At 71.3% G+C, this 12,564-nt stretch carries 12 protein-coding genes; 4 read left to right on the top strand and 8 right to left on the bottom strand.

All coding sequences use genetic code 11. The features are described from left to right. Positions 1 to 291 precede the first annotated feature (291 nt). The 8 genes from OG758_RS20155 to OG758_RS20190 form a co-directional block, all read right to left on the bottom strand. On the bottom strand, positions 292 to 2,163 hold the full coding sequence (locus OG758_RS20155) for a DUF3492 domain-containing protein (RefSeq protein ID WP_326711293.1): 1,872 nt from the start codon (positions 2,161 to 2,163) through the stop codon (positions 292 to 294). Between the two features lie 188 nt (positions 2,164 to 2,351). Then, on the bottom strand, positions 2,352 to 3,929 hold the full coding sequence (locus OG758_RS20160; RefSeq protein WP_326711294.1) for an ABC transporter ATP-binding protein: 1,578 nt from the start codon (positions 3,927 to 3,929) through the stop codon (positions 2,352 to 2,354). Further along, positions 3,926 to 4,915 carry an ABC transporter permease gene (locus OG758_RS20165; RefSeq protein WP_326711295.1) on the bottom strand — a complete coding sequence of 330 codons (990 nt, stop codon included), beginning with the start codon at positions 4,913 to 4,915 and terminating at the stop codon, positions 3,926 to 3,928. The genes OG758_RS20160 and OG758_RS20165 overlap by 4 nt, the downstream gene beginning before the upstream one ends. Further along, a complete protein-coding gene (locus tag OG758_RS20170; protein WP_326711296.1) occupies positions 4,912 to 5,910 on the bottom strand; it encodes an ABC transporter permease in 999 nt (332 codons plus the stop codon). Before OG758_RS20170 ends, OG758_RS20165 begins: the two co-directional genes overlap by 4 nt. 4 nt (positions 5,911 to 5,914) lie before the next feature. Next, the gene (locus OG758_RS20175; RefSeq protein ID WP_326711297.1) at positions 5,915 to 7,633 is read right to left on the bottom strand and encodes an ABC transporter substrate-binding protein; all 1,719 of its coding nucleotides are present in this window, start codon (positions 7,631 to 7,633) and stop codon (positions 5,915 to 5,917) included. Positions 7,634 to 7,817: 184 nt separating this feature from the next. Beyond that, a complete protein-coding gene (locus OG758_RS20180) occupies positions 7,818 to 7,910 on the bottom strand; it encodes an Ms4533A family Cys-rich leader peptide (protein WP_323182959.1) in 93 nt (30 codons plus the stop codon). 56 nt (positions 7,911 to 7,966) lie between these two features. Next, positions 7,967 to 9,379, bottom strand: a complete 1,413-nt coding sequence (locus OG758_RS20185) for a DUF3152 domain-containing protein (protein ID WP_326711298.1) — start codon at positions 9,377 to 9,379, stop codon at positions 7,967 to 7,969. 112 nt (positions 9,380 to 9,491) lie between these two features. Beyond that, positions 9,492 to 10,511: an alpha/beta hydrolase gene (locus tag OG758_RS20190; protein ID WP_326711299.1), complete on the bottom strand. Its 1,020-nt coding sequence runs from the start codon at positions 10,509 to 10,511 to the stop codon at positions 9,492 to 9,494. 147 nt (positions 10,512 to 10,658) lie between these two features. On the opposite strand from OG758_RS20190, the gene OG758_RS20195 reads away from it, so the two are divergent. The 4 genes from OG758_RS20195 to OG758_RS20210 all read left to right on the top strand — a co-directional run bounded on the left by OG758_RS20195 (position 10,659) and on the right by OG758_RS20210 (position 12,518). After that, a complete protein-coding gene (locus OG758_RS20195; RefSeq protein WP_116510277.1) occupies positions 10,659 to 10,877 on the top strand; it encodes a hypothetical protein in 219 nt (72 codons plus the stop codon). Positions 10,878 to 11,021: 144 nt separating this feature from the next. Beyond that, positions 11,022 to 11,663 carry a TetR/AcrR family transcriptional regulator gene (locus OG758_RS20200; protein ID WP_326711300.1) on the top strand — a complete coding sequence of 214 codons (642 nt, stop codon included), beginning with the start codon at positions 11,022 to 11,024 and terminating at the stop codon, positions 11,661 to 11,663. A 144-nt stretch (positions 11,664 to 11,807) separates the two neighbouring features. Continuing rightward, positions 11,808 to 12,035, top strand: a complete 228-nt coding sequence (locus tag OG758_RS20205) for a DUF3107 domain-containing protein (protein ID WP_227297095.1) — start codon at positions 11,808 to 11,810, stop codon at positions 12,033 to 12,035. 216 nt (positions 12,036 to 12,251) lie between these two features. Beyond that, on the top strand, positions 12,252 to 12,518 hold the full coding sequence (locus tag OG758_RS20210) for a hypothetical protein (RefSeq protein ID WP_326711301.1): 267 nt from the start codon (positions 12,252 to 12,254) through the stop codon (positions 12,516 to 12,518). Positions 12,519 to 12,564 lie beyond the last annotated feature (46 nt).

Genomic DNA, 12,564 nt, shown 5'->3' on the forward strand with positions numbered 1-12,564 from the left:
CCGCGGGCTCGAGCCCATGGGCCAGCAACCCCGATCCAGCCTCCGGCTCCGCACGCCGCTCCGATTCCGGTTCCGGTCCAGCACCCGGCTTCCGCTCCGCACGACGCTCCGATTCGGGCTCAGCACCCGGCCCCGTAACCGGTTCAGCCTCCGGCCCCGTAACCGGCTCAGCACCCGGCCCCGGCTCCCCCAACGCCTCCTGCGACCCCGTACCCCACGCATCCGCGCCACCCGGCACCTGAGGCGCGTCCAGGCCCGCGCCCACGACCGTCTCGCCCAACCCCTGCCCGCTCACGCGTCCCCCTCCCCGCCAGGAAAGGCCCCGGCCAACTGGCCTTGCTCACCGGTCGGCCGCGCTCCGCCACCACCCGAACCAACACCACCGCCCGAGCCGATCCCCCCACCCGCACCAACGGCACCGCCCCCAGAGGCAGCCCCGTCCCCCTCCGTCCCCGCCCAGCTAGGCGCGCCCCCGGAAGCGGAGCGCCCCGCCAGCCACGTGCCGAAGCCTCCGCCCGACTCGCTCGTCGGTGCGGTCCAGCGGCCCGGTACATAGGCCTCCGGGGGGTTGGCGAAGGGCAGGGGTTCGCCGGCGTCGTTCACGGGTTCACGACGCACGGGGCAGTGAGAAACGATCTCCAGGTAAATGCCGTGAAATGCCGTGATGTTCTGCTCGACGGTGAAGAGTTCGAGCGCTCGTGCCCGCGCGGCGGCGCCGAGCCGTTCGCGGCGCCCCGGGTCACGCAGCAGCGACACACACGCCTCGGCGAGCGCCCGGGGATTGCGCGGCGGGACCACCAGGCCGGTGCCGCCGATGACCTCGACGACGGCGCCCGCGTCGGTCGAGACCGTCGCGCGTCCGCAGAACATCGCCTCGACGAGGCTGATGGGGAACCCCTCGACGATGCTCGACAGGACGACGACGCTCCCGGCGGCGTACGCGTCCGCGAGGTCGGGCGTCTCGGGCCCGCCGATCTCCTCGAAGGAGACCGGGTTGTCGCCCATCGCGTGGGCGCCCTCCGCCTCGTCGGGGAAGAGCTGGGCGGCGAGGGCCTTGCAGTGGGCGAGGTAGGCGGCGGCGTCGGGTCCCTCGGCGGGCGCTCCGACGAGGCGCAGGAGGGCCTTGGGCTCCTCCTTGCGGATCTCCGCGAAGGCGTGGAGGAGGGAGATCAGGTCCTTGGAGGGTTCGATGCGGCCGACCCAGACGAGGGTGCCCGGCTCCCCCGGTTCTTCGCGCTCGCCGATCTCGGAGAAGCGGGAGGCCTCCATGCCGGGGTGGACGGTGCGCAGTTTCGCGCGGTCGGCGCCGCACCGCTCCTGCCAGCGCCGGGCGTGCGTGTTGCCGGGGGTGATGATCGCGGCCTGCCGGTAGGTCTCGGCGGCGAGGCGGCCGTGGAATGCGGCGAGCATCGCCCGTACGGGGGCCCTGAGTTCGGCGTCGCCGGCCGCGATGTAGTGGGCCCGTAGCTGGACGCCGTACTCGGTGACGAGGAGGGGGATGCCGGAGAAGTGGTGGGCGACGAGTCCGGGGAGGGCGGCGGGGCCGCCGGAGGTGGCGTGGCACAGGTCGACCGAGCCGAGGCCGTCGTCGCCGTACCAGTCGAGGGAGAGCGGGCGCAGGGCGCGTTCGATCTGTCCGGCGACGGCGAGGAGGTCGGGGACACGGGCGGCGCGGGCCGCGCGCAGGGCGCCCGGTGCACGGCAGGCGCGCTCCAGTGTGCGCACGGCGGTTTCGGAGCGCAGGGCGCCGACGAGTCCGCCTTCGTCGCGGGCGAGTTCGGCGAGGGCGTACAGCGCATTGCCGAAACGGTCCGCCTCGGCGCCGGCGGAGTGGGAGGGCGCACTCGCGAGGCCGGTGGTGTCGGGGGAAGCGCCGGTGCAGACGGCCGCGGCCAGCTCCGCGTACGCGTCGGCGAAGCGTCGCCTGCTGCGGCGTCCGTAGCCGGTGCCGTCGTCGTCGACGGTCCACATCGGCGCGGTGCGCACCCGGATGACCTGCGGCGGCAGTTCGATCCAGCCGCGGTCCTCCTGGTCCTGGCTGCGGCTGAGCGCGTACAGGTCGAACTCGTGCTGCTCGAGCCCGCGCACGAGCCGGTCGCACCAGAGTCTGGCCTCACCGCTCACATACGGATAGCCACCCTCCGTAAGCAGTCCGATGCGCACGAGTACACCCCCGATCTCCCGTCTGGGGAGCCGCCGTTGGTCCGGCGGCTCAGCGGGACGAACGTATGCGGACATGCCGGTGGCGTGATGGACGGTTGTCCATCACGCCACCAAAAGGGGTGAACGGCAGTAACTTTCCCGCGCGGGTAGCGTTCTGTCGCGCTACACGCTCAACCAGTCACGGAGTGTCATGCTGCGGCCAGCTCCCTGCGGGCGGAGCGTCGTCGCGCGGCGACGGCCGGATCGAGCGCCGGCACGGCGGCGAGCAGCTGCCGGGTGTACGGGTCCTGTGGCGCTCCGTAGACCTCGTCCACGGTGCCGTACTCGACGACGCGTCCCTTGCGCATGACGGCGACCCGGTCGCTGACCTGGCGGACGACGGCGAGGTCATGGGCGATGAAGACGAGGGCGAGGCCCAGATCGTCCTGGAGTTCCCGCAGCAGGCCGGTGACCTGGGCCTGGGTCGTGACGTCGAGGGCGGATACGGCTTCGTCGCACACGATGATGCGTGGTTCGGCGGCGAGCGCGCGGGCGATCCCGACGCGCTGGCGCTGGCCGCCGCTGAACTCGTGCGGATAGCGCCCGTAGTGCGCCGGGTCGAGCCCGACGCGTGCCAGGAGTTCCTCGACCCGGCCGCGCACCTCCTTGTCGCCGCGCGCCCGCAGCGGGTCGGCGACGGACTCCCCCACGCTGCGGCGGGGGTTGAGGGAGGAGACGGGGTCCTGGAACACCATCTGCACGCCCGTGTCGGCACGCGCCCCTGAAAGGAGCACCTGTCCGGACGTCGGTTCGAGGAGCCCGACGAGCATCCGCCCGAGCGTGGTCTTGCCGCTGCCGCTCTCGCCCACGATTCCGAGGGTCTCGCCCCGGCGCACGGTCAGGGAGACCCCGTCGACGGCGGCGAAGGCGCGCTTGCCGCGCCCGAACTCCCTTCGCAGGTCGACCGCTTCGAGCAGGGCGTCGCCCGTCGCGTCCGGGCGCTGCGGGCGTGCCGCGTCGACGCGGGGGACGGCGCCGAGCAGTTCCTTCGTGTACGCGGCGGAGGGCGCGCCGAGCACATCGGCGACGGCTCCGCGTTCGACGGCGCGGCCGTGGCGCATGACGAGGACGTCGTCGACGCTCTCGGCGGCGACGCCCACGTCGTGGGTGACGAGGATGAGGCCCATGCCGGTCTCCTGGCGCAGTCCGTGCAGCAGGTCGAGGATCTGCGCCTGGACGGTGACGTCGAGAGCGGTGGTCGGTTCGTCGGCGACGAGGAGAGCGGGTTCGCAGGCCAGGGCCATGGCGATCAGGGCGCGCTGGCGCATGCCGCCGCTGAACTCGTGGGGGCGTGAGCGCGCGCGGCGGGCGGCGTCGGGTATGCCGACCCGGTCGAGCACTTCCACGGCACGCGCGCGTGCGGCGCGCCGGGACGCCTTGGAGTGCACGCGGTACACCTCGGCGATCTGGTCGCCGACGGCGTAGTACGGATCGAGGGAGGACAGCGGGTCCTGGAAGACCATCGCGGCCGTCCCGCCCCGCAGCCTCCGCAGGGCCTCGCCCTCGGCTTCCTGTACGTCGGTGCCGGCGACCCGCACGGACCCGGTGACGCGCGCGCCGGTCCCCCGGTGGAGGCCGAGGAGCGCGGAGGCGACCGTGCTCTTGCCGGATCCGGACTCGCCGACGACGCCGAGCGCCGCGCCCTCCTCCAGGCGGAAGGAGACCGTGTCGACGGCCCGCAGGTCCCCGAACTCGACGGTGAGCGCGTCCACTTCGACGAGGCTCATGACAGGACCACCCGTCGGTCGGCCACCGCGTACAGGACGTCCGCGACGGCATTGGCGAGTACGACGAAGAAGCCGGTGACGAGGACCATGCCGACGACGACCGGCAGGTCGACGACGTTGACGGCGTGCACGAGTTCGCGGCCGAGGCCGGGGATGCCGAACAGGGTCTCGCTGAGCACGGCGCCGCCGAACATGGAGCCGAAGTCGTTGGCGTTCAGGGCGATGACAGGGGCGACGGCGCCGCGCAGGGCGTGCCGTCCGATGATGGAACGTTCGCCGACCCCGTAGGCGCGGAAGGTGCGCACGTGGTCCTCGGCGAGGGTCTCCAGCATGGAGGCGCGGGTGAGGCGCGCGTACTTGGCGGCCTCGATGAGGGCGAGCGACAGCCAGGGCAGGAGCAGGTTCCACGCCCACTGTTCGGGGTCGTCGGTGAAGGGCACGTACTGCGGGAAGGGCAGCCACTGGAGCTGTCCGCAGACGACGATCATCAGCAGCAGGCCGATGACGAAGACGGGTGTGGCCGTGCCGGCGAGGGTGATTCCGGTGAGGATCCGCTCCGTGGGACGGCCGCGCCGCCATGCGGACAGGACGCCGGTGCCGACGCCGAGGATCAGCCACAGCACCATGGCGCCGAGCGCGAGCGAGGCGGTGGCGGGCAGCTTGGTGAGGATCAGCTGCGTGACCTGCTGGTCGGTCTGGTACGAGAAGCCGAGGCAGGGGGCGTCGCAGTGCTGGACGGCGGTGCCGGTGGAGAAGTCCTGTCCTACGAAGATGCCCTGGAGGAAGTGCCAGTAGCGCAGGTACAGCGGGTCGTCGAGCCTCAACTGGTCGGCGACCTGCTGCACTTGGGCGGGCGAGCAGCGGGGGCCGCAGCTGATCTGGGCGACGTTGCCGGGGGCCGCGTAGAAGACGACGTAGATGATCACGGAGATGGCGAGCAGGGTGACGGCGGCACCGATCGCCCTGCGCAGCAGGAAGCCGCTCATACGCCGGCCTCCCGCTTGCGGCCCGTGCCGATGCGCAGGCGGGACGCGGCGCGCGGGTCGAGCGCGGTGCGCACGCCGTCGCCGAGGACGGTGAGCGCGAGCACGGTCACGAAGAGCGCGCCCGCGGGCAGCAGTAGGTACTGCGGTGCGGCCTGGTACCAGACGTCGGCGGCGGTGAGCATCTGTCCCCAGGAGGGTGTGGGCGGTTTGACGCCGACGCCGAGGAACGAGAGGGCCGCCTCGACGGTGACGTTCGTCGGGACGAGCAGGGACGCGTACGTGATGACGGGCGCGGCGAGCGACGGGAGGAGTTCGCGACGGGCGATCTGCCAGGCGGGCCAGCCGCTGAGCCGGGCCGCGGCCACGAAGTCGCGTTCCTTGAGGGTGATGGTCTGGGCGCGCACGATCTTGGCGGTGCCGCCCCAGGCCACGAGCCCGATCACCAGGGCGACGAGGACGGGCCGGGGAAAGCCGCTCGGGACGATCGCCATCAGGGCGAGCGCGAGGATCATCAGGGGCAGCGCGACGATGACGTCGGTGGCGCGGCTGAGGATCTGGTCGACCCAGCGGTTGCCGAGCCCGGCAGCGATGCCGACGGTGACGCCGATGAACACCTGCACGACGGTGGCGGCGAGTGCGACGCCGAGTGAGACCCGGGCCCCGTAGACGAGGCGGGTGAACAGGTCGCGTCCGGTCTGCGGTTCGACGCCGAGCCAGTGCTCGCCGCCGGCCCCGCCGAACGTGCCGACGGGCACGCCGCCGCGCGCGGAGTCGATGAGGTGGGGGTGGTACGTGTTCGGGTCCTGGCCCTCGATCAGCGCGAGGAGCGGGGCCCCGAGCGCGATCAGGACGAGCAGGGCGACGACGGTCGCCGCGACGAGGGCGGCGCGCTGCGTGCGCAGGCGCCGCCAGAACTGACGGGCTCCGGAGACGGGGGCGGACGCCGTGATGGCGCCCGCCCCTGCGGTCTCCGAGGCCACAAGTGCCTCGGTCATCGCGTCACTTCACCGAGACCTGCGAGATGTCGAGCACGCCGGTCCAGTCGCTGATGACGATGTTCTTGACGTCCGGTCCGTACAGGCGCTTGTACACGGGGTGGAACAGCGGCACGGTCAGTGCCTGCTCCCCGATCTTCTTGTCCAGCGCGCCCCAGCGCTTGGCGGCGGCGTCAAGATCGGTCAACTTGTTGATCGAGTCGATCTCGTCATTGACGGACTTGTCATCGAGGAAGCCGGTGTTGAAGTTCGCGCCGTCCTTGACGATCTGCCGGCCGTCGAAGATCGGGGCGAGGAACGGGCCGCCGGAGGGCCAGTCGGCGCCCCAGTGCGCGAGGAAGAAGCCGGGCTCCTTCTTGGCGCTGTGGATCGTGTCGGAGTAGTCGTTCGCCTCCAGGCCCTGGAGCTTGACGATGATGCCGGCCTTCTTCAGGGCGTCCTGGAGGGCGGTGGCGATCTCCGGACTGGTCTCGAAGTCCTTGGCGTTGGAGTGCGTGAGGGTGACGGTCAGGCCCTTCTTGTAACCGGCCTCCTTGAGCAGCTCCTTGGCCTTCTGCGCGTTGCCCGAGGCACCGGCCGGGAAGTGGTCGTACGCGGTGTAGCCGAAGGACTTCTGGTTCGGCAGGTAGGTCGTCGCGGCCTCGGCGAGCGAGGAGCCGCCGGCCGCGTTGATCACCGACGAGCGGTCGACGGCGGTGCCGATGGCCTGGCGCACCTTCGGGTTGTCGAACGGCTTCACCTTCGGGTTGAAGGCGATGTAGTTCGTGTAGCCGAAGTGGCCGGTGCCGACGCGGGCGGCGAGCTTCTTGTCGCCGCTGACCTTGGCGAGCTCGGCGGGGCCGAGGTTGGTGTCGGTGGTGACTGCGGCGGCGTCGCCACCTTGACCTGCGGAGAGCCGCTGGTTGATGACGGAGGAGTCGAGACCGGAGCGGACGTCGATCCGGTCCGGGTAGGCCTTGCGCTCCTCGTCGGTGGTCGCGGACCAGTGCGTGTTGCGCTCCAGGACGAGCCGCTCGCCGTCGTTCTCGTTCTTGACGACCTTGTACGGGCCGGACGAGACGGGGTGCTCCTCGTACTTCGTGCCGGTGTCCTTGGCCTTGGGCACGGGCGTGAACTGTGTCTGCGTGGCCAGGTAGGGGAACTCGCCCTCGGGCTTGTTCAGGTGGAAGACGATGGTCCGCGCGTCCGGGGTCTCGATCGAGTCGAGGCCCTTCTTGTCCTTGTACGGGCCCTGGTAGTCGGCGCCGCCGATCAGCCAGTCCCTCAAGTACGGTGCTCCGCCGGAGAGTTCGGCCGCGAAGGACCGCTCGATGCCGTACTTGATGTCGGTGGACGTGATGGGCGAGCCGTCCTCGTACGTGAGGCCCTTCTTCAAGGTGTACGTCCACACGGTCGCGTTCTTGCTGGGCCTGCCCAGGTCGGTGGCGAGGTCGGGGACGACCTTCGCGCCCGCTGCGCCGTCCTCGCGGTTGCGGGTGGTCAGCGTGCGGAAGACGAGCGAGGGGACGTTGCCGCCGCCGGAGGTGTAGAGCCGCGCGGGGTCGAAGTCGGACTGCGGGTTGGAGTTGAGGACGGTGAGGGTGCCGCCCTTCTGCGGCTTGGCGTCGGAGCTCCCCCCTGCGTCGCTGTCCTTGGGCCCGGCGCAGGCGGCGGCGCCGGCGGCGAGGACCACGCTGACGGATGCGGCGGCCACGCGGCGCGCTATGACGGACGGTTGACGCATCGGAAATCGACCCCTTGGGGAATGTGCGCTGCGCTGGGCAGCAGAGGGCAGGCAGGGAAATGCGCAGAACTCGCCCGAGGCACGTCGACAGCCGGAAACCGCAAAACCGGAAACCCTGAGAAGAGATAAGGGTGAATACCGGAAAGGAGAGATTAATTGCGACGCGGCACGCCAGGGGCGGGCGTCAGCAACAGTGCACGTCGGCGACGCACAGCGCGGTCACGCCGATGAGCGTGAGCTCAATGGCGGTGCGCGAGGGTGCGTGGCGGTGCGACATGCGGAGAAATATGAACGAACTTTCGCCGGATGTCAAAGCGACCCCTGCCCTGCGGCTCAACTCTCGGGAAAGGCCCAGGGGTTGGGCTTGCAGGTGATTCCGTCAAAGGTCAGAAACTTGGTCTGCTGCTGCATGACGGGCGCGAGCGCGCCGTTCTTCGTGCAGGTCACATGATTGAACCCGAGCCGGTGCCCGACCTCATGGTTGATGAGCATCTGCCGGTACAGATGGATCTTGTTCCCGTACGTCGTCGATCCCTGCGCCCACCGATAGGCGTTGATCATGACGCGGTCGGTGGCAGCGGAATCGCAGGACACATTGTCCTCGGTCGTGTCGAGCCCGGATTTCTCGCACCAGACGCCGGTGGTCCCCGGGCTGGCCAGCGTTATCACGAAATCGGGCTTTCCAGAGGAAATCCGCTCGAAAGTCCTGCCGCCGCCGTGGGCCCAACTGCGGTCGTCGTTCAGGGTCTTCTGCACGGCCTGCGCGAAGAGCGCGCCGTCGAGCCCGAGCCCGTTCTCGACGTCGATCCGGTACCGGAACTTCTCCCCCTTGCCCGGCGCCTTGTCGAATCCGGGCACCGCGGTGAACTTCCCGGAACCCTTGAGCTTGGCGGACAGGGAATACGTCCTGCCCATCTTCTGGTCGTACGTCAGCGAGGTGACGGGCCGCGCCTTGCCCCCGGGGACGGCCCGGTCGTCCGAACGGGACGCCGACCCGGCCGTCGACCGCTTGCCGGGCCCGGCCGCGGACTGCGCGTGGGCGTCGGCCCCGCCGCCACGCCCCTGGACGACGTGCCCGGCGACGACGACGGCGAGCACGGTGGTCACGGCGGCGGCCGCGATGCCGGTGTACGTACGGCCCTTGCGCCGTTTGTCACCCGGCTCCTCATCCTCGGCGGACCCGGCGGACCCGGCGGCGGCCACGTCGGGCTCGCTGCCCTCCGCGTCCCGGTCGGTGACAGCGCCGTACGGGTCGGAGGGACGGACGGGCGGGGCGAACGCGTCCACGTAGTCCTGCCGCGGCCTGCTCCGGGGCGACGGCACGACCGGCGCGGCGGCGTAGCCGACGCCCATGCGGGTCTCGCCCCGGGCGCCCCCCTCGAACTGCTCGGGGTGCCCACCGCGCACATGCGGAACGCCGTGCGCGGGAGTGCCCTGCGGGAATCCATGGGGAGGCGTCACACGGGGCGACCCCTGCGCCGGAGTCCCCTGCGTCGGGAAACCGTGCGGCGGGGTCGCCTGCGGGAAGCCATGGGCGGGGGTCGCCTCGGAGAACCCACGCGTGGTGGGCCCCTGCGGCGGAGCCGCCTGCGGGAATCCGCGCGGCGGCGTCGCCTGGGGAAAGCCATGGGCGGGCGTCGCCTCGGAGAACCCACGCGGCGGCCCGGCGTTCGGCGACGCGCCGCGGTACGGAGCCGGCTGCGCCTGCCCGCGCGGAGCGCCCTGCTGCGCCTGGGGTCCCGGCATGGTGGGACGTGGGACATCGGGGGCGCCGCGCCTGCGGCGACCGCGGCCTGCGGCGACCGGTGCCCCGACCGCCTCCGCGTCGTCCAACGGTGCCGGTGCCGGCCCCCGGCGGCTATGCCGTCCCACTCGCCGCCTCAGCTCCCCGCCCGCTCGTCTCGTCGCTCTCGGTCGATTCCCCCGCGTCCGCGAGGAGTTCGCGCATCGCCGTGGCGACCGTCTCCGGATACTCCATCATCGCCACGTGCCCCGCGTCCGGCAGCGTCAGGAGCCGCGAGGAACGGAACGTCCGCGCGGCCCGCGCCGCCATCCGGTAGGACACGAGCTGATCGCGTCCACCGTAGACGAGGAGCGTGGGCGCGAGGACACGTTCGGCCTGACGCCACAGCCCATGCTGCCCGCCCAGGGTGTACGCGTTCACGACGCCACGCGCCGAACGGGTCATCGCGTCCCAGAAATAAGGCAGTTGAAGCCGCCGCTCCATCTCCTCGACGGCGGCTCGGTACCCCTCGGGGGAGACCCGGCCGGGATCCCCGTAACAGAGTGCTGTGACACCGCGCACCCTCTGTTCGGCGGTCCAGTCCTTGGTGAGGCGGGTGAAGAGCGAGGCCACGCCCGGTACGGCCAGCAGCGCGGTCGGCACCGCCGTGCGCTGCACGCGGATCTCGGGCAGCGCGGGCGAGACGAGTGTGAGGGTGCGGACGAGATCGGGCCGTACGGCCGCGACCCGTGTCGTGATCGCCCCGCCGAGGGAGTTGCCGACGAGGTGGACGGGCCCGCGGCCCGCCGCGTCGAGGTGGCGGATGACGGCGCGGGCGTGCCCGGTCACCGAGTAGTCGCCGTCGTCCGGCGGCGGCGAGTCGCCGAAGCCGGGCAGGTCGAGCGCCTCGCCGTCGACGACGTCCTCGAGGAGCGGCATCAGGGCCGACCAGTTCTGCGAGGAGCCGCCGAGACCGTGCACGTACAGCGCGGGCGGCAGCCCTGCGCGGGTGCCGGGGCGGGAGCGGATCGTGAGCGTGAGCCCCGGCAGGCCGACCGAGTCGAGCCGCTCGCCCTCCACGACCCGGACGGTGCCCGGCTTGGGAGCCGCGGCTGCGAGGGCGGCAGGCACGCGCGGCGACTCGGTCGAAGACATGCGGGATATGTTACGAGACGATCACGCACTGGATCGTGTGTTCGCCGTCACAGATCGCATCGCGCCCCGTTCCGGTGTCTCCTACGCTCAGATCTGGGCACCCGCCCACATGAGGACGCACAAGGACACATGAGGGAAGGGACCGCCATGACGGTCGACCCATCCGACCCTGACACATTCGAGCGGCAGGAGGACGACGCGGAGTTCGGCGTCGAGGCCCCCGAGGCGGACGCGGCCGAGCAGCTCACGGAGCTCTCGCCGCACCGGGACGACCCTCCGGCGGACGCCGACCCGGACGCCGCGAACGAGGCGGACCGTGCCGAACAGGCCCGCGTTGTGGATCTGGACGAGGACGACTATCGGTGACCTGCCCGTATTTGCCCGTATGCGGACGGTTTCCCTAGCTGTCCGGTCCGTGAAATTGTGCGTTCGCACCGCGCACACCACGGTTACCGAAAAGTACGATGGCGAAGCGGCGCACACCGCACACGGACAATCTTGGGAGGCGGCGTGACAGCCATCGAGCAGACAGAGGCAGCGCGCCCTCGGGGCACGCGCCTGCCGCGCCGTGCCCGACGTAACCAGCTTCTGGGCGCGGCCCAGGAGGTATTCGTCGCGCAGGGCTATCACGCGGCGGCCATGGATGACATCGCGGAGCGCGCAGGCGTCAGCAAGCCGGTGCTCTACCAGCACTTTCCCGGCAAGCTCGACCTCTACCTCGCCCTGCTCGACCAGCACTGCGAGGCGCTCCTCAGCGCCGTGCGCACGGCGCTGGCCTCCACCTCCGACAACAAGCAGCGGGTCGCGGCCACGATGGACGCGTACTTCGCCTACGTGGAGGACGAGGGCGGCGCGTTCCGCCTGGTCTTCGAGTCGGACCTGACGAACGAGCCCGCGGTGCGCGAGCGCGTGGACCGCGTCAGCCTGCAGTGCGCGGAGGCGATCTCCGACGTGATCGCCGAGGACACCGGCCTGTCGAAGGACGAGTCGATGCTGCTCGCCGTCGGTCTGGGCGGCGTATCGCAGGTCGTGGCGCGCTACTGGCTCTCCAGCCAGTCGCAGATCCCGCGCGACAAGGCCGTGACGCTCCTGACGTCCCTGGCCTGGCGCGGCATCGCCGGCTTCCCGCTGCACGGCACCGACCACCACTGACGAGGCGCGGCGCACGGCGGCCCACGGTCTTGTTCGCTCCTGGCGTGCAGCGTGGACGCCGGGTACGTCCCCTCACCGGGCTAATGTGTGCTGGGTACGGCGCGGTCGTCCGCGCACATCACGGATCGTCGGAGGGACAAGGCCGTGGAGGTCAAGATCGGCGTGCAGCACACGCCTCGCGAGATCGTTCTGGAGAGCGGCCAGACCGCCGAGGAAGTCGAGAGCGCGGTGTCCGAGGCACTGTCCGGCAAGGTGCAGCTGCTGACTCTCGTGGACGAGCACGGCCGCAAGGTCCTGGTGCCGGCCGAGCGCCTGGCGTACGTGGAGATCGGTGAGCCGGCGGTGCGCAAGGTGGGCTTCGGCCCGGTGTAGGGCCCGCGCACGGCGGCACGAAAGACATACGGGAAAGGCCCGGTGGTATCCGCCACCGGGCCTTTCCCGTACCTGTTTCCGTGCCTGTCCGCGACGCTGCGGCCTTCACAGGGCGGACACAGCGAACCCATACGGGGAGGATTGCATTCCGCGGCCCGCGGGTACACCGGTCAAGACCGATTTGCACCACGGCCAATGCGGGAGGGACCTCACACAATGCTCCTGGAAGCGCTCGGCTCCGCCCTGCTCGGCCTCGGCCTCGGCTGGGCCGCGACTGTCCGCCTGCCCCGCCGGTTCCCGTCCCGGGCGCTCGTACTGCCGACAGGAATCGCGGGTGCGCTCTTCGGGGCATTTTTGACCCACACCGCGCTCGGCTCCGGCCACGCCCTTGCCACCCTCGCCGGAGCGGTCGTCGTGGGGGTGGCGTTCCTGTCGCTGCTGCTGCGCCCCTCAGCCCGAGCCCGCCGATCAGCGCCGGCGTAGGTCCCCTCGTCCGGACCGTGCCGGGCTCGCGGGGTCCGGCACGCAC

It is taken from the genome of Streptomyces sp. NBC_01474, from assembly GCF_035918215.1.
Taxonomy (GTDB): domain Bacteria; phylum Actinomycetota; class Actinomycetes; order Streptomycetales; family Streptomycetaceae; genus Streptomyces; species Streptomyces aureus.